Annotated in this window: 21 protein-coding genes and 1 pseudogene; 6 read left to right on the top strand and 16 right to left on the bottom strand. The window is 64.1% G+C overall.

Annotation, left to right across the window (positions count from 1 at the left end; all coding sequences use genetic code 11):
• Positions 1 to 177 precede the first annotated feature (177 nt).
• Both EDD27_RS58095 and EDD27_RS43870 read left to right on the top strand, forming a co-directional pair.
• Positions 178 to 312 (top strand): hypothetical protein, encoded by a 135-nt coding sequence (locus EDD27_RS58095; protein ID WP_277750797.1) that lies wholly within the window; start codon positions 178 to 180, stop codon positions 310 to 312.
• Positions 313 to 1,198: 886 nt separating this feature from the next.
• Entirely contained in the window at positions 1,199 to 1,699 is a 501-nt protein-coding gene (locus tag EDD27_RS43870; protein ID WP_127938009.1) for a hypothetical protein, read from the top strand.
• Positions 1,700 to 2,135: 436 nt separating this feature from the next.
• Here the strand turns inward: EDD27_RS43870 and EDD27_RS43865 are convergent, their stop codons facing one another.
• The 10 genes from EDD27_RS43865 to EDD27_RS43820 all read right to left on the bottom strand — a co-directional run bounded on the left by EDD27_RS43865 (position 2,136) and on the right by EDD27_RS43820 (position 12,377).
• Positions 2,136 to 3,035: a hypothetical protein gene (locus EDD27_RS43865; protein WP_127938007.1), complete on the bottom strand. Its 900-nt coding sequence runs from the start codon at positions 3,033 to 3,035 to the stop codon at positions 2,136 to 2,138.
• A 334-nt stretch (positions 3,036 to 3,369) separates the two neighbouring features.
• Positions 3,370 to 4,596, bottom strand: a complete 1,227-nt coding sequence (locus EDD27_RS43860) for a P-loop NTPase family protein (RefSeq protein ID WP_127938005.1) — start codon at positions 4,594 to 4,596, stop codon at positions 3,370 to 3,372.
• 791 nt (positions 4,597 to 5,387) lie between these two features.
• Positions 5,388 to 5,690, bottom strand: coding sequence for a hypothetical protein (locus EDD27_RS43855; RefSeq protein WP_127938003.1), 303 nt, complete (start codon positions 5,688 to 5,690; stop codon positions 5,388 to 5,390).
• A 371-nt stretch (positions 5,691 to 6,061) separates the two neighbouring features.
• Positions 6,062 to 6,601: an SRPBCC family protein gene (locus tag EDD27_RS43850; protein WP_206641922.1), complete on the bottom strand. Its 540-nt coding sequence runs from the start codon at positions 6,599 to 6,601 to the stop codon at positions 6,062 to 6,064.
• Positions 6,602 to 6,856: 255 nt separating this feature from the next.
• Entirely contained in the window at positions 6,857 to 7,798 is a 942-nt protein-coding gene (locus EDD27_RS43845) for an NmrA/HSCARG family protein (RefSeq protein ID WP_127938001.1), read from the bottom strand.
• Positions 7,799 to 7,860: 62 nt separating this feature from the next.
• Positions 7,861 to 8,805, bottom strand: coding sequence for an NADP-dependent oxidoreductase (locus tag EDD27_RS43840; protein WP_127937999.1), 945 nt, complete (start codon positions 8,803 to 8,805; stop codon positions 7,861 to 7,863).
• A 120-nt stretch (positions 8,806 to 8,925) separates the two neighbouring features.
• On the bottom strand, positions 8,926 to 9,369 hold the full coding sequence (locus tag EDD27_RS43835; RefSeq protein WP_127937996.1) for an MmyB family transcriptional regulator: 444 nt from the start codon (positions 9,367 to 9,369) through the stop codon (positions 8,926 to 8,928).
• A gap of 108 nt (positions 9,370 to 9,477) precedes the next feature.
• Entirely contained in the window at positions 9,478 to 10,299 is an 822-nt protein-coding gene (locus tag EDD27_RS43830; RefSeq protein WP_127937994.1) for a helix-turn-helix transcriptional regulator, read from the bottom strand.
• Between the two features lie 13 nt (positions 10,300 to 10,312).
• Positions 10,313 to 10,819, bottom strand: coding sequence for a MarR family winged helix-turn-helix transcriptional regulator (locus EDD27_RS43825; protein WP_127937992.1), 507 nt, complete (start codon positions 10,817 to 10,819; stop codon positions 10,313 to 10,315).
• Positions 10,820 to 11,333: 514 nt separating this feature from the next.
• On the bottom strand, positions 11,334 to 12,377 hold the full coding sequence (locus EDD27_RS43820; protein WP_164904054.1) for a tyrosine-type recombinase/integrase: 1,044 nt from the start codon (positions 12,375 to 12,377) through the stop codon (positions 11,334 to 11,336).
• Between the two features lie 428 nt (positions 12,378 to 12,805).
• Between EDD27_RS43820 and EDD27_RS43815 the strand changes: the two genes are divergently transcribed.
• Positions 12,806 to 13,441 carry a hypothetical protein gene (locus EDD27_RS43815; RefSeq protein WP_127937989.1) on the top strand — a complete coding sequence of 212 codons (636 nt, stop codon included), beginning with the start codon at positions 12,806 to 12,808 and terminating at the stop codon, positions 13,439 to 13,441.
• 12 nt (positions 13,442 to 13,453) lie between these two features.
• Positions 13,454 to 14,509 carry a DUF4331 family protein gene (locus EDD27_RS43810; protein WP_127937987.1) on the top strand — a complete coding sequence of 352 codons (1,056 nt, stop codon included), beginning with the start codon at positions 13,454 to 13,456 and terminating at the stop codon, positions 14,507 to 14,509.
• Positions 14,510 to 15,262: 753 nt separating this feature from the next.
• Here the strand turns inward: EDD27_RS43810 and EDD27_RS43805 are convergent.
• Together EDD27_RS43805 and EDD27_RS43800 are read right to left on the bottom strand one after the other, a co-directional pair.
• Positions 15,263 to 15,682, bottom strand: a complete 420-nt coding sequence (locus EDD27_RS43805) for a tyrosine-type recombinase/integrase (RefSeq protein ID WP_127937986.1) — start codon at positions 15,680 to 15,682, stop codon at positions 15,263 to 15,265.
• 502 nt (positions 15,683 to 16,184) lie between these two features.
• Positions 16,185 to 16,700 carry a TraB/GumN family protein gene (locus EDD27_RS43800; RefSeq protein ID WP_127937984.1) on the bottom strand — a complete coding sequence of 172 codons (516 nt, stop codon included), beginning with the start codon at positions 16,698 to 16,700 and terminating at the stop codon, positions 16,185 to 16,187.
• On the opposite strand from EDD27_RS43800, the gene EDD27_RS43795 reads away from it, so the two are divergent.
• Entirely contained in the window at positions 16,687 to 17,124 is a 438-nt protein-coding gene (locus tag EDD27_RS43795; RefSeq protein WP_127937982.1) for a hypothetical protein, read from the top strand. The genes EDD27_RS43800 and EDD27_RS43795 overlap by 14 nt on opposite strands.
• Before the next feature lie 179 nt (positions 17,125 to 17,303).
• On the opposite strand, the gene EDD27_RS43790 is transcribed toward EDD27_RS43795, so the two are convergent.
• From EDD27_RS43790 to EDD27_RS56040, 3 genes and pseudogenes are all read right to left on the bottom strand, one after another.
• Positions 17,304 to 17,852 carry an SMI1/KNR4 family protein gene (locus tag EDD27_RS43790; RefSeq protein ID WP_127937980.1) on the bottom strand — a complete coding sequence of 183 codons (549 nt, stop codon included), beginning with the start codon at positions 17,850 to 17,852 and terminating at the stop codon, positions 17,304 to 17,306.
• Positions 17,853 to 18,860: 1,008 nt separating this feature from the next.
• Complete coding sequence (locus tag EDD27_RS43785) at positions 18,861 to 19,625, bottom strand: cytidylate kinase family protein (RefSeq protein ID WP_127937978.1); 765 nt, start codon at positions 19,623 to 19,625, stop codon at positions 18,861 to 18,863.
• Positions 19,626 to 19,692: 67 nt separating this feature from the next.
• Positions 19,693 to 19,842: pseudogene (locus EDD27_RS56040) on the bottom strand (IS256 family transposase); the annotation flags it as partial.
• Between the two features lie 298 nt (positions 19,843 to 20,140).
• Between EDD27_RS56040 and EDD27_RS43775 the strand changes: the two are divergent.
• On the top strand, positions 20,141 to 21,100 hold the full coding sequence (locus EDD27_RS43775; RefSeq protein WP_127937974.1) for a TAXI family TRAP transporter solute-binding subunit: 960 nt from the start codon (positions 20,141 to 20,143) through the stop codon (positions 21,098 to 21,100).
• A gap of 52 nt (positions 21,101 to 21,152) precedes the next feature.
• Here the strand turns inward: EDD27_RS43775 and EDD27_RS43770 are convergent, their stop codons facing one another.
• Positions 21,153 to 22,652, bottom strand: a complete 1,500-nt coding sequence (locus EDD27_RS43770; protein ID WP_127937973.1) for a sensor histidine kinase — start codon at positions 22,650 to 22,652, stop codon at positions 21,153 to 21,155.
• Positions 22,653 to 22,654: the final 2 nt, after the last annotated feature.

The raw sequence follows: 22,654 nt of genomic DNA, 5'->3' as shown, positions 1-22,654 counted from the left end.
ATTGCCGAATTGTTCTCATAGGAGATCAAGGCGGCGGCGCTTCGCGCCGCCGACGCGGCCCTGCGCTCGGCCGCACGCTGCGCGTGCGGCCTGAGGGCCGTTCTCGCGCGCGGCCGTGCTCGGGCCGCGCTGGGCACGGATATTCCGGCCCACGCTCGTAGCCGATAGCGTCACAGGGTGGACAACGATGATCCCGCAATCCGACTATGGAGCGACGCCGAGCTCGCCGTCGCGACTGGCCTCGTGGTGCTGCTGCTCCTCCTGCCCACGGTCATCTGGCTTGCCATGACGATGCTGCGCCGACGCAGATAACCCCTCCGGCCGTACTCCGGCCCCTCGGACGAACGCCCATAGTCAGTCGGCCTCCTCCCAGAAGTTCGGGCGCCGCCGCTGTCGCCACCATGGCCAATCCGGTGACGCGAGCGGATCCGGCGACGTACGGGCGAGAAAGCTCCTGTCGACGGGAAGCACCAGGCTGTAGAGATACGGTCGCGCCCAGCGAGGCAACGCGATGAGCACCTGCTCCAGTTCCCCGCGCGGATCGTCTTCCCAGCAGCCAGGGCATGTGCAGGTGGGCAAGAGCCGAGTGGAGGTGCCGGGAATCACTTCCCGCGTCCAAGCCAGCAACACCGCAGCCACATAACCTGGCCCCAGCCGAGTGTGCTCCAGCGCAATCACCGCAGCCATAGGGCGCGGCCCGAGACCGGGAACCTGATGAATCGAGGCTCTGTGGGTCACGCACATGAATCGTCGCGTGCGGACCGCCGAAGGGCGCCTACGCGGCATGGCCCTTTCTGATCGAAGTCATGTGCATGATGATCGCATGCCTAGAGCGTGACCTCCAGGCCCCGGTAGCCCAAAGCAAACCAGGCCTCCGGCAGGGGCACTCCGGCTCCGGGATGCTCGCCGTGCCGGGTGTCAGGACTGTGGGTGGTTGAGGTGGAAGCCTGAGCATCCCGTCGCCATCGCTCCAGGGCAAGCCAAGCAGACCAAGGGCCTGGGGCGAAGGTCGTTCCTCCGGTTGGGGGCTCCACCTTCACCCCAGGCCCTTGGCCCGCTTCCCTGACGGGTGGGACGACGGCGACGGGATGCTCAGGCAGGACAGTTGCTAGCGGTGCCCGGGCGTCTTTCGCGTGCACGTACGATCCCCTAATGTGTCGCAGGCATAGAAGCCAAGCGATCAAGGCCGGAGGGTCCGATGGGGGTCTTCTACGACTACTACCGGGCGGCGAACAGGCAGGCCGCCGTGGAGAAGCCGGATTACCCCCGCGCGGTCGAGAAGCCCCTTCCTGGCATCCCGGCCTTCGACGCCGTCGAGACCAAGTGGCTCACTCCATGGGACTCGCTGCCACAACTGATTGCGCTGATCAGGAATGTGCCCTGCACCGATGACCTCGTACAAACGGTTGACCTCTATCCGCCTCCGGAAGGTGCACCTAAGACCGATGCGGAGTGGGATGCGCTTGCTGAGGGTTCGCCGTACTTGGTGGGGCCAGGCATCGAAGAGTTGCCGGCGGATGTCCGCGACACTCTCGCCGATGTCCCCGACGAACGGCTCATCGAGCTTGGCGAGCAATGGGCAGCGGATGACGGCTCTGATCCCTGGCCGTTATCCAGACTGATCGCGGAGCTGCGAGACCTGGCCCGCCGTGCGCGTAGCGAAGATCAGTTGCTCTATTGCTGGAGCTTCGGTGGTTAGCGGTCGGTGCGAGTCGCAGGTGATCCGCTTGGAAGCCGTGCAATATACGTGCAATGATCGCTGGTCTTGTTGCTCCGGGACCACGTCACGACGCAGGTCAGAGGCCATCTCCCAGCCGGAACGGCCACGCGCTGTAAAGCCGTAGGCAGCTCGGATGGTGGCGAACCGAACAGCTACCAAGATCTTGCGCCTAACCTCAGGCAGTCTCCTCAGTACCGCGGGCAGGAGCGGTAGCAGAGGGCCGGATGGCGATGGTGCTGACGGTGCCATTTCCCCACGCAGTGGTCTCGATGACCGTCTGGCCGTCAAGGGACACCATGCGGAACTCCGGAACGAACGAGGCGTGAACGTCCCGGCGATCCCCCAATCTAGTTGCCGGTTCTGAAGCGAGGCGCTCAAACGGGTGCCGATCCTATAAATCGGAGTCTAAACCACCTCAAACGGGCAGCTCTTGTTGAGTTCCATCGCCATCGTCACCCTCATTAGAGTCTTTGATTAAAGGATTTCTGCGGACAACATTACGAGGAGGAACGGGAGCCATATTGAATGAGATGTCTAGAATGCCACTCAGGTAGGACGCCAGTTCCGGTGCGGCCGCCCTTAGCGTATCAACGGCCACTACCAAAAGCTGCCTGTGTTCTAGCGAGAACAAATGGCTAAACGCTTGAGATTTCCAATTCGAGTTGCCAAGCAGCGCATCGTAACAAATAAGATCTACCGTTTGGGGAAGTTCTCGAGCTAGATCTGGACGATGCCACAGCCGCTCACTCAAGTCATAAAACCTGGTAAGCCAGTCAGGGGTGAACGTGACATGTTCACGTAGCGAAGGGGTGTAATGCTCTACTGGCTGCGCTCCGGCGGAAGCATACTTCTTCTGAAGAGTGGCTATCTGCTCGCGTAGCAGACGATCAGCTAGATCAACTATCCTGATGATACTTCTATCGTGAGGATTGCCAGTCGCTAGTCCGTCTTCAATCTCTCTTCTCATGCCGTCTGGTCCCAGTTGATCCAGTCGGCGTGCACTGCGGAGTGCAGAAACAAGCAGAGCGACGAGCGTGTCGGCAGCGAGGATCATTCCGGCCGGCTGCGGAAGCACTACTCCTTCGCGCAATATTTCAGCGAGTGTGAGAATAGATCCAAGGATACGATGAGGGGGGGAGATCAGGGAATCGTGGCGGATATAGGATACTAGATCGGCCGGAATGCTCCCAACGGTCTTGAACTGGGCATCCGCTTCACGCGTAGCACTTACGTATGACTCGTTGCCAACAGTTGCGAAACTATAGGGAAGCCATCCATGGCTTTCCTCTCGCCTTTGCAGCTCTCTGGACGCCATCACCTCCACGCCTAGCTGTCGTGCCAAGTCGCGGCCCTCTGGGCTGACTGCATCACGAACGAGACGAGCACTTGATGCCCTCACAAGCACTCTCAGACCGGCAAGCCACAACAGCCTGTCGTGTTCACCTGCGCGACCGCGAGTTGACTTGCATTCGATTATGCCGATGGACGGCCGTAGCCGTGAATCGAAATCTAGAGTGAAGACATCAACGTCCGTGATTAGTCTCCGACGATTTGTATGCTGAACGACAGGCCATCGAAGACGAACAAGCGACCCGTCCCCAAACTCGACCCGCCCTACACGCCTCTCAAGGTCAGCACCCTTATCGAAATTATCTTTTACCATATCGCCTATTGCCGATCTCCTGCCGCAAGGCTGCCATCAGCTTCGCAGTTTCGCTGGGCTCAGTGGCAGCCGTCTTTGCGAGTTGAATACTGTGAACCGCTCTTTCTTTCTCGGGAGAAAAGTATCTTCGCTGATCACGCAGCAGAGCCCCTTGCGACGAAGAGCCTCCAGAGTCCTCTAGATAAGAGAGAGCCTCTTGCGCGACATCTCCTTGCAAAAGAACGAACTTGAAGAACCTGCTTCCTGGCTCTACTCGAACGATTCCCGCGGTTTCAAGCATTGGGTAGTCTGTGCCGATATTTGACGCGTCGCCTGCCTCTCCATCTTCGATAAGCCTGTTGAGGAATCTGGTGGGGGACCACAATTGGTTAGTTGCATACTTGTGTGCAAACACCATTGAGCCGATCAGTTGACGTACATGACCGCTTGGGTCCACCCCGAGGGGCTTATCGAAAGCGTTCCTTCCCATGTGAGGGGTAAAGAGAAAAGCTCGCTGCTCGCCCGTGCTGGTCTGAACGACAGATCGATGCACCAAGCCGTGTGCGACGGCGAAGTTTATCCATTTCGAATCCACAGAAGTCACCTCGTCCTGAGGCAAGCCAGCAGTAGTGGATACCTCCTCCAAGAGTGCAGTCAATGCAGTGCGGGCGCGTCCGTCTTCTGCCTGAAGTGCAGCATACGTGTAGTCTACATCCGACGACCAAACGTTGGGGTTGTACAGGACAACAGCCCCTTCATCACTCTGCTGGCTGGTGCATAGGTGAAGTGCCTTCAGGTAGGAGATCGCATGGTTGGCCGCTTCCTCGTTGGCCACACTTACGCCGTACTCTACCGCCTGCTGCATCGTAATTGGCATAAGCGTGGTTTCTTGAAAGACCTTCAGAACTGCGCGCTCTTCTGGGTCGAGAGCAACCGCAGACATGATAGATTGCGCGATATCAGGTAGCGCTGAAAATGGAGGGATGCGATCGTTAATCGCTATTATTTCCCCATCTTTCTTGATTATCTCTACAAGACTGAGCGCCTCTAGGGTGGGCAGGATTTCCTTAACGAGGGCTCTCTTAGATATGTTAGCGTCCAGCGCAATCGCGCATACTCTATCTAGGGAAGAGCTGCCGCTTCCGCGTAGGCGAACGACCATCTCGAGTACGTGGCCAGAGAACTCGATGTTCCCCAAGGCGGCCTTCTCTGGACTCATTCCGTAGGCGGCCATGTGGCGTGAGATGCCTAGTAGCGACTCTGCCGTGCTGAGCAATTTGTCACCTTTCCGGCTGGAGCGTCCTACTCTTGACTTAAAGTCCGCTTTTGCTTAAAAGTTCATAAGGACCTTAGTGTAGCCACTTCGAGTGTTAGTTCGGGAGGTGTTCTACTTGATGGCGCTTTCAGCTGTCACGCGCTTTCTATGCCTCTTTGTCGGTTGCTGTGGAGGCCCCCAGGGGAGTTCTCGGAACTCTGTCTGGCGCGCCGAGGACGGGGGGACGTGCCTGCCGGTACCTCTTCGCGGATCGCTCCAACCCATGTGGGACATTGACCGACGCACGGGCGAGGGCCAAACCCCTGCTCAGCCCACCTCCCTCTTGATTTAGGGTCCTGATCCGCGGGGACCGGGCAGGTGCCCATCGGTGAGGCTCGTCCCCTGGCCCCTTAGCAATGGCGGCACCTCAAGCCGGGCGACCTGATCACCATGCACGAGATGCAGCCACCCGTCGGAATCGCACGCATCATCGAAGTTGTGCCGTCGATGGTGTCTGCTTCCTAGCTGCAGTTCTCGTTGCCCATGCCGTTCCAGAGCGACCGGCCGGGCCGCGACGTGATCGCCGTGCCATTAGCGTGCCATTAAGGGCGGTCAGCAGCGGTCAATCACGGTCACTCGCGGACCGTCCTCCGCGCAGGTCGAGGCCGTTGTGCCTGAAGATCAGACCGTTTTGCAAGCAGGAAGTCAGGAGTTCGAATCTCCTAGGCTCCACAAGATCAGAAGGGCGATGACCAGGCTAAACGGCCTGGTCATTTCTCATTTCTATGATCTTCGCGCCGACGATGGGAGGAATTTGGGAGGACACCACCCAGGGGCGCAGGTACGGCCGCAGAAGCTCCTGCAATATCGGAAGCCTCGAAGGGCCGGTTTTGGCCCTCCGGCCCCAGCGAGCCCTCCCACCGCTTTTGCAGCGCCGCCACGAGCTGCTGGCGCATCGGCTCCGACACGTGCGAGTAGCGGTCCGAGATGTGCGTGGCCCTGCCCTTGATCGACGCGATGGAGTGGGCAAGTCGCTCCGCCTGCGCCACGTCCGGGATCAGGTCCTCGTCCATCCACACCTTGTGCAAGTGCGTGCGTGCGCTGCTTTCTTTCAGGTCATGGGGCGTCAGGCCCTAGACGACCGGTAGCCACACTTCCGCCGCCCGGTCCTCCAGTGCCTGTATCGTCTGCCTACCGCGGCGCACCACCTGGCGGCCGTCAACGTCCAGCATGATCCTGTGTGGGACTCGTGGCCCCTTCGCCACCAGCTGCCCGTCCGTCGCGGGACGGTACAGCCGGTTGGCGAAGTTAGGATTGCTGCTCCCGCGGTCCCTGATGCGGCGGGGTGGCCGGCCACCGCGGCGAGCACGGATGCGGCGGCGCTGACGCCAAGGACTTCGGGAACCGGCATTCGCCGGTCGGCGAAGCGGGATCCTGGGGTCACCTACGAGTTGCCTTGTGCCGCTTCGACCGCTCGCACGCAGCGCGCAAGGGCGGCGACCATGTATCGGCGCCACAGGGGCGCGAACGGGCCGGCGAGAATCCAGCGACGTCCCGGAAGCGGCTTGAACTCGTAAGTCCATCGGAGGAGCGTGCCATCGCCGTCGGGATTGAAGTTCCATTCACCTCTGACGCCGGCGGCGAGGCGGGAAAGGACATTAGTGAACCCCGTCAGCTGATATGCGAAACTTGAACCTTCGGTGTATTCGGTCAACTGTTCGTCGACTTGCGATCCGTCGTCGAACTGAGGGTTCCTGGTCGGACCGACGTGATCCCATTCTTCGGTCTGGTTCGCCACGCTCTTGACACCGGGGAATGGTGCCACCCGGTGGAAGACGGACGTGAGATCGATTGGGACGATGATTCGGAAAGCTTTGCTGGGGGCCACCGAGCTTCGCTGTTGGACCGTGATCGAGACGGTGTCGTCCGTTGAGCTGATAAGTATTGGCGTCCTCATGTCGATATCCTTGGTGTCGCGATGCATGATTAATCATTTGTGCCGTATGCGCTGCGCTCGTCACGACGAGGATGAGGCTGCCGGGGTCGCGCGGACCGCGCGGTGGCGACGGCGCGGACGACGTCGTCGATCGAGCGGGCGGTGAACGCCCCGGCCGGGTCGACCGGCGCCGCGAGCTGGAAGGAGGCGCCCGCCTGCGCATAGTTGGCGGTTCCGGGCGGGCTGAACGGGGTGAGGTCGGGTGCTGGTCATCGGGGCTCGTCCGAGTCGCCAGGAAGTCGGTCAGGCCGCGAGTTCGGCACGATGCGCGGCCAGGAAGTCGGTCAGGGTGAGCGGATCGGGGTTGAACGCGCGTGCGATGTCGAGGTCGCGGCGGCCGAGATAGGACCTGGGAAACTCGGTGTAGTACTGGAACATGTTTCCCAGCTCGTCCGCGCCGGGGAAGCCGACGCTGCGGAACTGGTCGTGGGTGGGTGGGCGGTAGGCCACCGGCTCACCGAGGACCGTGCTGAGCGCCGCCGCCATCTGCTCGCCGGTCAGGTACTCGCCGACCACGGGAACCGTGGCGCCGATCGTCTGCGACGGCTGGCGCAGCACGCGCAGCGCCAGCCGGCCGATGTCGTCGGAGGCGACGCCCGCGATGGCCGTGTCGCCGAGCGGGAGATGGAAGGCCAGCGTCCCGTCCGGGTCGCGTTGTGGCTTGGCCAGGCCGAGCAGGTTGTCCCAGTAGAAGGACATCAGCATGTACGTCGTGGGCAGGCCGGACTTGGCGAACAGGGCGTCGGCGGCCCCTCCCTTCACGTCGAAGTGCGGCACCCGGTAGCCGTCGCCGATGAACGGCATCCGGGTGTCGTCGGCCGCGATCGCCTCGCGGGTGTCCTCGAGCGTCGACCACACGACGTGCCGCAGGGCGGCGGCCTGGGCCGCGCTGATGAGGTTCTCCACCTCGGCCAGTTCCCGGGTGGGCGAACGGTGCTCCCAGTACGGCGTAACCAGGAACGCGCCGTATGCCCCGTCGAATGCCCGGCGAAGGCTGCCCTCGTCGGTGAGGGTCGCCTCCACCACGTGGGCGCCGAGCCCGGCCAGAGTCTGCGCCTTGGGCGACGCGGCGTTGCGCGTCACCGCCCGTACGGTGAATTCGCCGTCGGTCAGCAGCGCCCGCGCGACCGCGCCGCCTTGCGTGCCGGTCGCGCCGAGCACCGTGATCACATTGTCGTGAGACATCGAGGTTTCTCCTGTCATGGGTGGTGCTTCGAAGGTGGCCGGGTCGGCCTCATGGGGCGGCGTCAGGCGGTGGGGGCGACGATGACGGTCTTGCCGGGCAGCGCACCCGCGGCGGCCTGGGCGTGCACGGCCGGCAGCTCCGGGAGGGGGACCTGCTGGGCGACGTCGACGTGCAGTTCGCCGGAGTCGATTAGCGCGACCAGGTGGGACAGCTGGGTGGCGTCGCTGCGGACGAACAGGTCGATGCCGCGTACGCCGCGCTGCTCGTCGCTGGGGGCGGGCATCCACACCGTGGTGTTCACCAGCACTCCGCCGGGACGGATCAGGGTGAGCAGTGCGGCCAACTGCGCCGGGTTGATCGGGGCGAGGTTGAGCACAACGTCGACCGGCTCGCTCACCGCCGCGGCCACCTCGGTGGTGGTGTGGTCGATGACCTCATCGGCACCTGTGGCCTTGACCTGCTCGATGCTGCGGGGGCTGGCCGTGGCGATCACGTACGCGCCGGCGTTCTTGGCCAGCTGAACGGCGTGGCCCCCGACGGCGCCGCCCGCGCCGTTGATCAGCACGCGCTGGCCGGCCGCCAGCTTCGCGTGGTCGAACAGCGCCTGCCACGCGGTGAGACCGACGATGGGTAGCGCGGCGGCGTCGGCCAAGGAGATGCTGGTCGGCGCCGGAGCGAGAATCTCGGCCGGAGCGACGACGTACTCCGCGGCCGCGCCATCGGCCACCATCGGCAGGAACCCTACGACCTGGTCACCGAACTGGATGCCGGTCACGCCCTCGCCCAGCGCCGCGATCGTGCCGGACACGTCGATGCCCGGCGTGTGCGGCAGCGTCACCGGGATCGGACCCTGCATGAATCCGGCGCGGATGTTGCCGTCGACCCCATTGAACGACGTCGCGGCGACCTGGATCAACACCTGCCCGGCGCCGGGGACGGGCTGCTCGACGTCCTCGTAACGCAGGACGCTCGGGTCGCCGTACTCGTGGAAACGCACTGCCTTCATCACAAGCCCTCGTCTCTTTCATCGTGAGGTGCTTCGTTTTCGAAGCACTTCGTGACCATAGCACGCTTCGAATTCGAAGCAACTTTTGTACGGTGTGAGCCGGCTCACAGCCGCCGGGGTCTAGTCGCCCGCGACTGTCAGGCGGCGGAGCTTCTCGTCGCTTGGAGAGCCCGGGACGGCCATGAAGACCACCAGCATCTGGTGCTCCACGGGCTCCACCAGAAGCTGTCGGCATAGCTCCAGCTCTCCCAGGTCGGCATGCCGGTAGCGTCGGAGGTGCCAGTGACCGGTGACGCCCACCTCGACGAGGTAGCGCTCGCGCGCCGCCGGGTCAGCGAACCAGCGGTAGACCAAAGAGCGCGACGCTCCGCCGAACCGGGTGTAATCGCCGAACAGAACAATCGCCGGACGAGTCTGCAACAGCACCTCGCCGCACCGGGAGAACACCATCGCCGGATAGTCCGGCAGACGCTCGACGATGCGCGTCATGACCGGGCCGACATGATCGCCCCCAACCTCATTGTGGCGCGCCCGGAGAAAGTGCTCCAGAAGTTCCCGGTCCACGTTACTCACCACCTTCCCGCTCCGACCCATCAAGCATGGCGCGAACCGGAAGCCGGGTGAATGTCACCGTTATCCACGGACAAACAGTCCGTGGATAACGAGGCGGGCTCAGCTCATCGCGATCAGGCGCTGGAGCTTCTCATCGCTCGGTGAGCCGGGCTGCGCCAGGAAGACCAGCAACTCCTGGCCCTCGTCGGGATCCACCAGCCGCTGGCCGAAAAGCTCCAGCTCGCCCAGTTCCGGATGGCGGTAGCGCTTCAGATCGTGGTGGTGGGTGACATCCACCTCGTGCCGCCGCCAGACCTCGGCGAACTCGGGGCTGACCGCCAGCAGCGCGTCGACGATCTCGCCGGCTGTGCCCGTAGGGTCGGCCGTGTACGCCGCCCGGATCTCCGCGGTGAAGACCCGGCCGCGGAGGGCATGGTCCTCGGAGGGATAGAGGGCGCGCTGCGCCGGGTCGGTGAACCAGCGGTAGACCAGGTAGCGGGACATGCCGTTGAACCGGGTGTAGTCGCCGAGCAGGGCAACCGCCGACTGGTTCTGCAACAGCGTCTCGCCGAACCGGGACAACACGATCGCAGGCGTGTCTGAGAGACGCTCGACGATGCGCCTCATGGCCGGACTGACCTGCTCGTCGCGCAAGGAGCGCCGCGGAGCCGAGTGCCCGCCGAGGGCGAACAAGTGCTCCCGCTCACTCGGGCTGAGGTTCAGCGCCCGCGCCAGGGCGGCGAGCATCTGCTCGGACGGCATCGGACCGCGCTGCTGCTCGAGCCGACTGTAGTAATCGGCCGACATGCCGGCCAGCACCGCGATCTCCTCGCGCCGCAGTCCACCCGTACGACGCCGTGAGCCACGGGGAAGCCCGACGTCCTCCGGCTGCAGCCTCTCCCGCCGTGCCCGGAGAAAGTCCGCCAGCAGTGCTCGGTCCATCCCTCTCCGCCCTTCAGTCGGTTCGGTTGCGTCCGGCGCGGGGTTTGGCGGACCGTGGCGGGGTGGCGCGCATGTGGTCGCGGACACGACCGAGAACGGTGCTGAGGGCGGTGAGGTCCTCGCCGGTCATCGGTTCGAACAGCAACTGCCGGACGCGGTCGACATGCCCGGGAAGCACATGGGCGATCAGGCCCCGGCCGGCGTCGGTGACAGTCACCATGACACTGCGCTCGTCGTCCGGCGACGGTGAGCGGGTGATCAGGCCGCGTTTGTCCAGCAATCCCGCCTGGTAGGTGAGCCCGCTGCGGCTGTACACGACACCGTCGGCCAGATCCGTCATCCGCAGCCTGCCCTCTGGAGCGTCCACCAGCCGCGCCAGGATCTGGAACTGCACGTAACTGAGGTCACCGTCGGCGCGCAGGTGCTCGTCCACCGCGTACTGAAGAAGGCTGCTGACCTCCATCAGAGCGAAGTACGCACCGAGTTGCTCCGAATTCAGGCCAGGTGCCGGGTCACTCACCCCATGATCCTACTTGCTTTGAATTCGAAGTGCATCTCGGGTCTGCCGCCACGCCTGACGACTCGATGCAATCATGATCGTCACTGCGGCGCGACCACCCGCTCGGCAAGCCGTCCTTCGGGGGCGAGTAAGGCACTCGCGTTGCACATATCCACACCGCAAGCATCTGATCCGACCGTCTCGCGATGCACACGCATTGATCCTGATTCAAGTGGGGGCGCAGCCGGTAATACGCCACGCCGCTAACCATGCTACGGATCTCAGTTGTCGGCGTCCTGCCGTGTGCTCAGCGCTGTACAGCAGAGAAGTACAGCAACGAGGTCTTACACGATCACACCCTGCCACTCGGGAACTGCTCTCTGAACTGGGCAACGCCGGCTTCAGGTGGTACCAGGCTCCCGTTTGCAAGCAGGAAGTCAGGAGTTCGAATCTCCTAGGCTCCACTCACATGAAAGCCCAGGTCAACGGCCTGGGCTTTCGCTCTTTATAGGGCTTGGTTTTGGGGTCGTGCCCGTTACGTGCCCGATGGCTTCTTGGTCAGCGCGCCGCGGGCGAGGGCGTCAAGCCTGCGCGCCACTTCGCGCTGACGCTCGTCGGTGGAGTGCTGGTAGATGAGCGCGGCCCGGGTGCTGGAGTGCCCCATGCGGGTCATCAGCTCTCGGGTGGACGCGCCCGTGCTGGCGGCCAGCGTGTTGCCGGTGTGCCGTAGATCGTGGAAATGGATCTTCGACACGCCCGCGTCTTCGAGCGCCTTGGCCCAGACACGACGGTTGAAGTTGGTGTTGCGCAGCGCCCCGTTGTCCGGTCCGGCGAAGATCAGGCCTTCCGGGCCGTCCTGGGCGAAGTCCTTCACGTGAGCGCGGAGCTCGTCAATGATCAGGACCGGGATGACGACGGTGCGCCTGCCCGCTTGTGACTTCGGTTCGGTGAAGACCAGGCCCTTGCCGGTGATCTGGATCAGCTGACGTTCGATGCGGACCGTCCTGGCGTCGAGGTCGAGGTCCCGCCGCTGGAGTCCGGTCAGCTCTCCCCAGCGCAGGCTCGCGAACGTCGCCAGCAGGACGAGCGCCCGGTAGCGGTGTTCGATGACATCGACGATGCGGTAGACCTCTTCCACCGTCAGGACCGGCCGTTCGGGAGACTGCTCCTGGCCGGCCCCCTTGATGCGGCACGGGTTGCGCTTGATGAGCAGGTCATCCACAGCTGTGGACAGAACAGCCTTCAGCAGCCGGTAGGCCTTGGCCACGGTGACCTCGCTGACCCCCTGCTCAAGCAGAGCCTTCCGCCAGCGCCTGACGTGCGGTTCCTTGATCGCATTGAGCGGCTTCTCTCCGAAGGTCGGCGCGATGTGGCTGCGCAGCAGGTAGCCGTACAACTCCACCGTGCGCGGCCGGAGCTTGGGCCGCTCGTCGATCCAGTCGCGCGCGTACTTGCCGAAAGCGATCTTCCCGGCATCCGGGTCGATCCACTCGTCATCGAGGATCTGTGCTTCGATCTTCGTCAGCCAGACCTCCGCGTCGGTCTTGGTCGCGAAGGGCTCCGGAGCCGGACGGTCCACACCAAGCTCTGTCCGCACTCACCGATGTGGAATCGACATACATCCGTTACGAATTCGCCATCATTTACTAGAGATCATTCTCCGACGGAGAGGCTACTGAAAGCGACTAAAGAGCACGGAGTGTAGATCATGCCCCGCCCAACCCCTCCGGCCTGACCCGTTGCCTGGTCATCAAGTGATCATCATTCCGGCGGGCGTCAGGAATCCCCTTTGTGGAGGACTCCGTGGAACCTCGTGGGCGGCATGGTCGCGTGCATTTGAGGCCCACGATGGACGTGTTGCCCACGCCTCATGAAACCAGTGCACGGCCCATCGCTGAGTCATTTCCGCCCGGGCAACACCATCGCCGTACTACATAAAGCTCGGGAAGTCCCTGTTCAGGGTCCAGCCTTGCTGATCCGAATTTCCCAGTAAAGGTGTGACGAACCATGGTCGGACGTAAATCAATGAACCCGGAACTCAACGTTTATGACGGAGTCACGGACAGCGTCGGCGGGCGCATGTTGAACCGGCGTGGCATTCTCGCCGGACTCGCCGCCTCCCCCTTCATCGTGGCTCTGGGCGCTCCCGCCGGCACCGCTTCAGCCGCCACTCGCGCCCGATCGTCGGGCGCAGGCACAGCTGCCGAAACGATTGTGCGCGGCGGCGCGCGGCGGTGGCACGGCCCATTTCTCGGCCCCGGCGCCCGACTGCTGCTGCCAGCGGGGGTCAAAGCCGCACCCGTCGAGGATTACTTCACCAGTCCACGCCTCACGCGAATGGCGTATGTCTGGCCTCAGATGCAAGCCCTGGATGGCTCGATGGTCGACGCGTCGATCATTCCGGAACATGGAGCACCGTCGCGTGTCGCGGTCCTCAGCGGCTTTGACAACGGCTGGTACGAACTCATCAGTCGGGAAGGGAAGGCCACTCGCGTCGCGTGGGATCACCGCGAGTTCCCCTACCTGCTGTTCGTCGGCGAGTTTGGCGCCACCAAGGATGTCGGCTTCATGGGCAAGTTCTTCACTCTTGCTCTCGAACCGTTCTCCCGCAACCCCGTCTTCCCGCATACCCCCATCCGCTAGAGGAGCTGCATAATGTCTCACCACGCTGACATCCCGGAGTCGCAGCGGGATATCACTGATGTCTATTGCTTCGCCGGCAACAACGGCACGGTGTTCGTGATCAACGTCTCGCCGCTGCAGAGCTCGGGATTCGATCCCGAAGTCTACTATGAGTTCAAGGTCGACACGAGCAGTCCGCTTGATTACCTCGAAGACATCACCTGGCGCGTTACTTTTCCAGGCGGCGAGGCTGTAAAGGTTGAACAGCTAACCGGTCGCGCTGCCCGTGACCGCGACGCCACGGGCAAGGTCATTACACCGGCCGAAGCGAGACTGGGGCAGGTTGTCACCTGTACGGACGGAATCAAGCTCTTCGCCGGTGAGCGCGGTGAGCCGTTCTTCAACGACCCGCGTTTCACCGTGGCAACGCGGGCCGCGTTGTCAACAGGCACGAATCCCAATTACACCGCGCTTTATCCCGCCCAGAACGCCTTCCAGAACACCAACGTCAGCGCTATCGTCCTTGAGGTGCCCAGCTCGATCACCGGCTCGGGAACCATTGGATACTGGGGAAACACCTCGGTCAAGGAGCATGGCGTGTGGCATCAACTTCAGCACGCCGCAGGCCCCCTTGTCGGCTTCATATGGGACTTCTCCGGCGGCTCCGCCGGCATGGATTTCAACGCCAGTCACCCCAAGGACCACCTGAAGGGCAGGCCCAAGAACCCTGGCAGCGATCCCGCCTCGGGGTTCTGGGGTCAGGTACGGGACACCACGGCCGCCGTCGTCGCGGCACGAAAGACCTTCGCCGACCCACCGCACGGCAAGGGCACCCCGAAGGCGTACGGCGCGTACGTCGCGGACACGGTCCTGCCCGACGTCCTGCAATTCAACGTGGGCACCTCCGCGCTCTGGGACCCCTGGACCAAGGAGATTCAGAACGGCAAGGGCCTCACCGAATGCGCCCCGGATTCCATGTATGCCCTGGTGCTGAACGAAGGACTCACCATGGGGTTGACCTACAAGGACGCAACCGGGGCCCTGCTCGACCACTTCCCGTATCTGAGCCGCCCGGTCACCGGCGGGTGACGCGGTCCTGAGCTGGGCGCTTTCTGCCCTCCAGATTGAATTCTGAAGGGCCATCACCAGCAGGAAGGAGCTCCTGACCAGCGCAAACATAAGGTCAGGAGCCTTCTTCTTTCGTGGTCACCAGCACCGCCGTGGCAGACGGTTGAGACGATTATTGGATCCTCCGCGTGGATGTCCCTCAAGGTGTTTTCCGGCAGCCGTTGGTCATCCGTCCACAAGAAAACGCGACGTTCACGCTTGATCCGCTACCAGGATCTTTGGGCATTCAGGGCTGCTCGCCAGGAACTGGGAGATCGCTAGGTAGGACAGCTCGGATAGGAGGCCCTATTGTTGTCAGGGCCACCGGCGCCGATGGTCTGCGTTCTCTCCATAATGATATTTCTGATAGCTCCGGCGAATTTTGCTCTTCTCAGGCGATCAGATTCCAACGGCCCCGTCACGTGGACTTCTCAGCTGTGGAACTGCTGTACATCAGCGGAGTACAGTGTTCGACCGCCAGGGGACGACGAGGATTTTCCGGGTCTCACCGGAAATGAAGAACTCGTGAGCGGTTCGTGCTCGGCAGCCGCATAGCCAGCAAATGAACGTCACGGCAGCTCTTGTCCGAACCAAGCCGCAGAAGCTGGCAGCCCGACCCTGCGTGACGTTCTGCGTGACAATCGGCAGAGATGATCACGAACGTCAGCGGACGTTCTCACGCTGTCTCCGCAGGTCACAGGCGTCTCCTAGGCTCCACTCACACGAAAGCCCAGGTCAATGGCTTGGGCTTTCGATCTTTGTAGGCCTGGTTTTGGGATCGTGCCCGTACGTGCCCGATGGCTTCCTGGTGAGCGCGCCGCGTGCGAGGGCGTCAAGCCTGCGCGCCACTTCGCGCTGACGCTCGTCGGTGGAGTGCTGGTAGATGAGAGCGGCCCGGGTGCTGGAGTGCCCCATGCGGATCACCAACTCTCGGGTGGACGCGCCCGTGCTGGCGGCCAGGGTGTTGCCGGTGTGTCGGAGATCGTGGAAGTGAATCTTCGGCACGCCCGCGTCCTGGAGTGCCTTGGCCCAGACGCGGCGGTTGAAGTTGGTGTTGCGCAGCGCCCCGTTGTCCGGTCCGGCGAAGATCAGGCCTTCCCGTCCGTCCTGGGCGAAGTTCTTCACGTGAGCGCGCAGGCCAGCCCATCGCGTCATCTGATTTCCGATGGTCAACGGGCGAGATGCCGCTTGGAATCCAAGGTGGTCGGTCCAAGTGTGACACCAGGCGGCAGCGGCGATCGGGCTTTCGGATCCTGGGAATCACGCCGGCCTGGTACTCGTCCTCGTAGATGAGTTTCCTTGGATCTCTCGCCCGTACGAGGTCACATCGCACGTCGTGCACCGACAGTAGGTCTGCAACGGCTTGAAACGAGCGAGCGTCGCGCCTGTGGTGGCGCGTTTGAACCATGTGATCGCGCCGATGGTGTCCCCGTCAGCATAGAACGGCGGCTCGGGTAGGTGCTCGCGAAACCGGTCGTCGATGTCGAAGTAGAGTTCTTCCTCCTCCGACGTGAGCAAGTTCTTGCACCACAGGTGGTCAACGGCGACGTTGATACCAACCTCGACCCGCAACCGGCCGACGTAATTGGCCTGAAGCCGCAGGTATAGCGGCCTCGTTGATCACCGCATCGTCAAGCACGGCAGCTCCGGAGTTTTGTCAAGGCTGAATCACGTAGTCGGTGCCGGTCGTATGGGATACGTGAGCAATGGCGTCGAACGCCGCGAACACCGGCATGTCGAGGAAGTAGTCGGCCATGCGGGACTGCTGGAAGGATTCCGCATCGTCGATGTGGGGACGGGCCGCGCGGAGGTTCGCGAGGGTCCAGAGTGAGCCAGTGGCGAATGCCGCTTCGATGCTGCTGCCGGTAGGCGGCGGGAGCGGCGCGTCGTACCAGGTGCCCTCCGGGCGCTCCCGCGTTGGTTCGCCCACGATGGCGGTACGGCCGTGGCTCGATGTCACGCCGATGGCCCGGTAGTCGTCTCCCAGAGCGGCGGCGAGGTGGGCCCCGGTCGGCAGCAGCAGGCGTCCCCCACCCTCGGCCGCCAGCTGCGTAGACGGTGCCGTACTGCTGGGGCAGCGCCGCAGGTGAAGAGCGGCAAACGGGCAGGAACGGTCACCCGCTGTAAAGCCGTACCCTACGGCCATACACTCGTGTGCTGTGGCGATCGACACGTCGGGCGATCTCTGGCGAGGCGAGGACTTCGAGGATCTCGCCGACCTTCTCCGCGAGCACCAGCCGGGTGGCTACGCCGTCCAGCAAGTGAGTGAGGCAGTGTGCGCCGGATGCACTGGCAAGCGCTTCAACGTCATGGCCGATGACGTTGAAGGTTGCGTACAACGTATCTGTGTCGCCTGCGGGGACGCCTCTTATATTGCCGACAGTGCCGACTGCGTGGATGGGGCTGACCTCGGAGAATGTGCTTGCCCATGTGGAGGCGAGGAGTTCGCTGTAGCAGTCGGGTTCGCCTTCCGCAGTGACGGTGAAGTGCGTTGGGTCAGCATTGGCTTGCGCTGCCTGAGGGACGGAAGCCTAGGCGTATACGCAGACTGGAAGATCGACTACAGTCCCACCGCTCACCTACTGGAACTGACCTGATCGTACCGCCCTACTGCGACCCCCAACCGCACCATGCTCCTCCCACAAGATCCAGAACATACGCGGAACGGGAGGGGGAGCGCTTGATCACGCCGCTGCACCACCACAGGTCACGACGCCTGCCGCAGAGGAAAGCAACATCCACCTTAATCCGTGAGGGCGAGATGGAGCTGACCAAGTCAGCTACCCGCTGACAGACGTTGCCGGGCCGCCTCCCATGGCCGCATCTCGCCGTCTTCGTCGGCGTCCTCTTCGTACCAGCCCGTTGCCGAGAGCCACGTCTCCAACCAGCCGGCCAGACTTTCGGAGTCGACGTACCACGCGTGGTGCCACTCATCGTCGATGCCGTTCGGCTCAAAGAGCAGTACGGCACCCTCGGGGCTACGGCAGTCCACTGCGGCGAACATGCCGCACCCCCAATCCAGGACCGGCAGGACATCCGCCGGCCAGTGCGTGGCCTCATCATCAGACTTTGCCGTCGCGCGCTCCTCGCGGTAGACGTTGACCGCGGTACGTCCTTCGCCCAAGAGTGGAAAGAGCTGGTAGTCGGGGCCGAAGCCGCCGTTGGCCACCTCACGGTAGAGCCTGACGAACACAGGAGGAAGGCGGAAACCCAAGATGCTCTCGGCCTGAGCCACTTCCTCCGCCGTGGCGGGAGGAGGTAACCGCTCTGCGGTCGCGTTCGCCTTCGCCCGCACCCGTCGAAGAAGATCATCCATGTTCGTCATGGCGATGATCTTGCCATCTGTCCCTGACATTCCCTTCGACGGTCGAGGAGTGCAGTGGGTTGCAGTTTGGGTTGTGATACGAGGGTGAGGCGTTCAGGATGGACCGCGCATAGGCGTTGACCTGCATTGGTCCGCCTGGAACGACTCGAACTGGATCTTTAATCCGCAGGTTCCGTGTTCTGAGTTGCCTGGTTACCGAGCAACGATCTTTGGCAGCTATCAGGAGGTGGGAGCAGAGTGGCCGAGGCGATCCCAGACCAAGCGCTGGTGTTCCGCTGACAGGCCCTGGTCCCTCATGGCCCGATGCAACAGGTCAAAATCGCACCCCTGCGCGCTCATGTGGTCGAGGAGGGGCTCGTAACGGTCGGCTCTGTCTCGTAAGAGTTCCGTGGCCAACCGTAGTTCCAGACGAACGGCAGGAACCTGGTGCGAGCCACATGCGATCCACACGTAGTGCTGCCATGGGCCGCGACCAACGCATTCCATCCCGTCAGAGTCAACCTGCCTCTCAACGGTGCTTATCTCCACCTTGACCCCGTGCACCTCGTACCTGGCGAAGTATTGCGAGGACTCTGGAAGCCACGAGGCAGCATGAAGGCAGGGAAATGAGGCGAGCGCGGCACCGAACTTGTCCACATCCTCTCGCCGCGCCACCAGGAGGTCGATGTCCCCGACAGGAAGTTGAACACCCTGGAGAAGAGCTGCGCTCGTGCCCCCCAGGCGGTAAGTGATGTCGGCATCTACAGCTCGCATGGTAGTGAGCACCGTGTCCAGCGTCGCAGTGATGTCCGCCACTCGGAGAAATGTTCCACCGTTGTCCATGACGAGCAGCCTAAGAGCATGAGGATGCGATATGTCAGTCCTCTCAGGTCGCACACCAGAGCCACCAGATCAATGAATTCATGAGCGAGCGGGCCGGTCAGAACAGCTCAAACCACGATTCTCCCTGCTCAACGAGGTAGCCGAACGGTTCAACAGGCCCCTGGGACACCAGGACAAGACCGAGATTCAAGATCCGGGATATGTGTGGGATGGAGTGCGGGAGTGTCGGTGAGCCGCGGCGCAATTGTCAATCCTGTGTATCGATGAGTGCGGTCGGACTTCCCAGGTCGGCCGTTGGAGTTGATCGTTGTACACGATGATGTCGGCGTGGTCGGTTGGGCGGGCTGTGGCGAAGTAGAGCTGTTGGGAGGGGATATAGCGGTTGCGCCAGGACCTTTCGATTTCGGCGGTGTCGGCGGTGGATCCCGCCAGCGCTGTGCCTCGGTCCCGGGCGCGATCTACCGTCTGCTCGAAGGGGACGGACACGAAGATGCGCAGGTCCCACCGGTCGATGAGCTCTGGGCGCAAGAGGAAGACGCCGTCGAAGAGCAGTACGGCGTCTGCGGGGGCGGTCGTGGCCGGCGGGGACGATGGGGTGTCGGTGTCTCTGTCGTAGACCGCGTGTTGGAACCTTCGGTCTCCGCCTGGCCCCAGCGGATCGAGCAGGACCCGGCACAGCGCGGCGTGGTCGTGGGCGTCGAAGTAGCAGCCTTCGGCCGAGTACTGGCCGCGTCGGTAGCGCTGTGCACGGGGGAAGAGGAAGTCGTCGATGGTCGCGCGGATGACGTCGCGGTCCTGCGCGCGCAGGACGACGGCGAGTTCGTCGGCCAGCGTGGTCTTGCCGGCGGCGGGCGGCCCGTCGATGGCGATCCGCAGCGGGTGCGCGGTCGTGACGGATCTGATCGCCTCGGCCAGCCGACTGATGAGCTCGCCGCGGGTGCCTTGGTCCATTGCTGCCTCTCTCACGGTGTCTCTGTTTTAGCACCGCATGTCAGGCTGCGGTCGCCGGCTCCCGTTCGACCGCGCGCCAGCGGGCCTGGGCGGACTCGATGAGTTTGAGGGCCATGGCCAGGCCGGCGGCTCGGGACCCGGGCCCTTTGGTGACCTTGGTGCGGTGCCGGACCGTGGCGAAGGTGGACCCGATCGGGTTGGTGGTGCGCAGATACAGCGCGCCCCAGAACCCCAACGCCCCGTCGCCGACGGCCAGCACCGGGGCGCGCATGCAGGATGAGGCTTCTGGTGTGGAGCAACCCTTGAGCGTTCGTTCCTCATCTTCCTCGGACTCGCATCTGCCGACGGGAGCCAGATGTGCCAGGTCAAGCCGCCGTTCGCGGGTACATGTGTCCTGGTGAGCTTCCTCGTGCGCTGGTTGCCTTCGTGCAGTCGGCGGCTTGGGTCCGCGGTGGCTTGATGAGACGTCGCCGATGTCATCGGCGACCGACGGCCACCGTCCGTATCATCTCGGCATGGTGCTGAACCGGGAGTTACGGCTCAGCCGGCGGGCGGTGCTGCTGGCCGCCGGAGGGCTGCTCGTCGGTTGCTCCCAGCAGCCCGAGGCCGACAAGGTGCACCTGCGACTGGCCACCGGGCCGGCGGGGGCGGTGTACCGGCGCATCGGCGGTGCGCTGGCCGAGCACATCTCCGAGCACGTGCCGGGGGCCACCATGGTCACCGTGCCGAGCGGGGCGTCCACCGACAACATCCGGATGTTGCGGGCCGGCGAGGTGCACCTTGGGCTGACGAGCCTGGATGCGCTGATCACGGCCGACGGCAGCGCGCCTGAGGGGCTTTCGGCGATATGCCGGCTCTACGACAGTCACCTGCATCTCGTGGTCATGGCCGGTTCAGCGATCGACGAGTTCGGGGACCTCAAGGGCAAGCGCATATCCCTCGGTGCCCGCGACTCGGGCACGGAGTTCACGTCGCTGCGGGTTCTGGAGCTCGGCCCGGTGAACGCCGACGGTCTGTACCTCAGCCAGGCCGAATCCGCGGCCGCATTGCGCGACGGCGAGATCGACGCGATGTTCTCCCTGACCGGCGTCCCGACACCCGCGATCACAGAGCTGGCGCAGCGCCACCCGATCCGGCTGATCCCGTTGGACGCACAGGCAGACGCGCTCTTCACGGCGTTCCCAGGTCCCTACACTCCGGCCATGATCCCCGCGACTGCCTATGCCGGCGTCCCGGCCACCCGTACCGTCGCTGTGCCGAACGTGCTTCTCGTCCGCAACGACCTGCTCGATGATCTGGTCTACGCCATCACCGACACCATCTTCACGCACACCGGCACGATCACCTCCGCCAGTCGCGACGACGCCGAAGCCGTTCCCGAAGCGTGGCAGATCAACGTGCGTACGGGGATCTCCACCGCGTCGATCCCGCTGCATCCGGGCGCGGCCGCCTGGTTCCGCGACCACAAGCGCTGACCCGCGGCAGCGACAGCGACAGCGACAGCGACTGGCCGGCGACGGAGACCACTCAGGCAGGCGACGGAGCCGGGGCGCCGGACGACGACTCCATCTGCGGAACTACCGGCAGCGCGACCACCGCGGCCAACCCGTGCCCAGACCCGTCCGAACGCGGCAGGCCATCCTCCAGCCGCAGTTCGCCCCCGGCCGCCCCGACCAGGTCGGCGCAGATCGCCAGTCCCAGGCCGGTCCCGGGCACGTTCTGGTGCCGCGGTGACCGCCAGAATCGCCGTAGCGCCTGGGCCCGCTCGGACGCGTCGATCCCCTGACCGTCGTCACGGACGGCGATCGTGACCAGGCCTCCGGCGCCCGCATCATCGGGGACGGCGTCCACGCCATCGGGGACGGCGTCCACGCCATCGCGGACGACGCGGGCGGTCACCTCCACCACCTTCGCGTCCGACAGCCGTAACGCGTTGCTGATCAGCTCGTCCAGGATGCTGCCCAGTCCGCCCGGCGGCTCCAGCAACCGCAGCCCCGGCGGTACGTCGACCGCCAGTGTCTGCCCCGCCGTCGCCGTCAGCGCCCGCCACCGGTCCACCCGGGTCGCCAGCACCGCGTCGAGATCCACCGGCGACGCCGTCCGTATGCTCTCCATCCGCGCACTGGCCTGCAGCGAGTTCAGCAGCCGCTGCATCGCCTTCAGCTCGTCGACGGCGACGTCGTACACCTGCCGCCCGTTGCCGGACGCGCGCAGGTGCGGTTCGAGACTCTCCACGGCGAGCCGGAGGCTGGTCAGCGGATTGCGCAACTGATGCGACGCGTCGGACACGAACGCGCGCTGCCGCTCCACGGCGTTCTCGACCGCGTCCATCATGGTGTTGAACGACTCCGCCAGGCGCCGCAGCTCGACCGGGCCGGCCTCGGCGTCCGCCCGGATGGTGAGGTCGCCCAGCGAGATCCGGGAGCTCGCCGCGTCCAGCTCCCGCACCGGCCGCAGCACCCACACCGATACCGGCCAGGCGACGGCCACCAGCGCGATCAGTGGCAGCAGTCCGAGCCCGGCGAGCTGGGCCCATCTGACGAGGATGCGATGGCGCGTCTTCGACAGGTCGGAGATCGTCACGACGGCGCCGACGACCTCGCTGTCCCGGCCCACCGGCTCCGCGACCACGAGTGCGGAGTCGTCCCACGGCGCCCATTTCCCGGAAGGTTCGGGCCTCGCCCCGGCCAGCGCCGCGGTCACGATCCGGGGCAACGCCGGCTCGGCCCGCGCCGCCGCCTGGTACGCACCGGCTGGCCCGAGCAGCACCGTGCCCGATGTGTCGATCACGGCGACCGGGATGCCGTACAGCTCGTGGTAGCGCGCCAGCTCCTGCTGGAGCGCCTCCGTCCGCCCGGTGGACAGCGCGGTCTCGGCCAGCGACGCGAACCGGCCGACGTCGTTCAGCCGGTCGACGTACGTCTCCTGCATCTCCCGCTCGGCCACGGTGACGCTGAGCGGCACCCCGAGCGCGGCGACGAGCAGCACTGCGAGGGGCACCAGGACGACGAGCAGGCGACGGTGCACGG

Origin of the sequence: Nonomuraea polychroma (genome assembly GCF_004011505.1) — a bacterium.
Classification (GTDB): Bacteria; Actinomycetota; Actinomycetes; order Streptosporangiales; family Streptosporangiaceae; genus Nonomuraea; species Nonomuraea polychroma.
This window is presented reverse-complemented; position numbering and strand designations above follow the sequence as displayed.

Excerpts from the sequence above, each read along its gene's own strand:
- EDD27_RS43865 (WP_127938007.1), bottom strand. The coding sequence starts at position 3,035 with ATGGCGTCCAGAGAGCTGCAAAGGCGAGAGGAAAGCCATGGATGGCTT.
- EDD27_RS43810 (WP_127937987.1), top strand. The coding sequence starts at position 13,454 with ATGTCTCACCACGCTGACATCCCGGAGTCGCAGCGGGATATCACTGAT.
- EDD27_RS43840 (WP_127937999.1), bottom strand. The coding sequence starts at position 8,805 with ATGAAGGCAGTGCGTTTCCACGAGTACGGCGACCCGAGCGTCCTGCGT.
- EDD27_RS43850 (WP_206641922.1), bottom strand. The coding sequence starts at position 6,601 with ATGCATCGCGACACCAAGGATATCGACATGAGGACGCCAATACTTATC.
- EDD27_RS43815 (WP_127937989.1), top strand. The coding sequence starts at position 12,806 with ATGGTCGGACGTAAATCAATGAACCCGGAACTCAACGTTTATGACGGA.
- EDD27_RS43775 (WP_127937974.1), top strand. The coding sequence starts at position 20,141 with ATGGTGCTGAACCGGGAGTTACGGCTCAGCCGGCGGGCGGTGCTGCTG.
- EDD27_RS43830 (WP_127937994.1), bottom strand. The coding sequence starts at position 10,299 with ATGGACCGAGCACTGCTGGCGGACTTTCTCCGGGCACGGCGGGAGAGG.
- EDD27_RS43870 (WP_127938009.1), top strand. The coding sequence starts at position 1,199 with ATGGGGGTCTTCTACGACTACTACCGGGCGGCGAACAGGCAGGCCGCC.
- EDD27_RS43845 (WP_127938001.1), bottom strand. The coding sequence starts at position 7,798 with ATGTCTCACGACAATGTGATCACGGTGCTCGGCGCGACCGGCACGCAA.
- EDD27_RS43805 (WP_127937986.1), bottom strand. The coding sequence starts at position 15,682 with ATGACGCGATGGGCTGGCCTGCGCGCTCACGTGAAGAACTTCGCCCAG.
- EDD27_RS43855 (WP_127938003.1), bottom strand. The coding sequence starts at position 5,690 with ATGGACGAGGACCTGATCCCGGACGTGGCGCAGGCGGAGCGACTTGCC.
- EDD27_RS43785 (WP_127937978.1), bottom strand. The coding sequence starts at position 19,625 with ATGGACCAAGGCACCCGCGGCGAGCTCATCAGTCGGCTGGCCGAGGCG.
- EDD27_RS43790 (WP_127937980.1), bottom strand. The coding sequence starts at position 17,852 with ATGACGAACATGGATGATCTTCTTCGACGGGTGCGGGCGAAGGCGAAC.
- EDD27_RS43860 (WP_127938005.1), bottom strand. The coding sequence starts at position 4,596 with ATGGCCGCCTACGGAATGAGTCCAGAGAAGGCCGCCTTGGGGAACATC.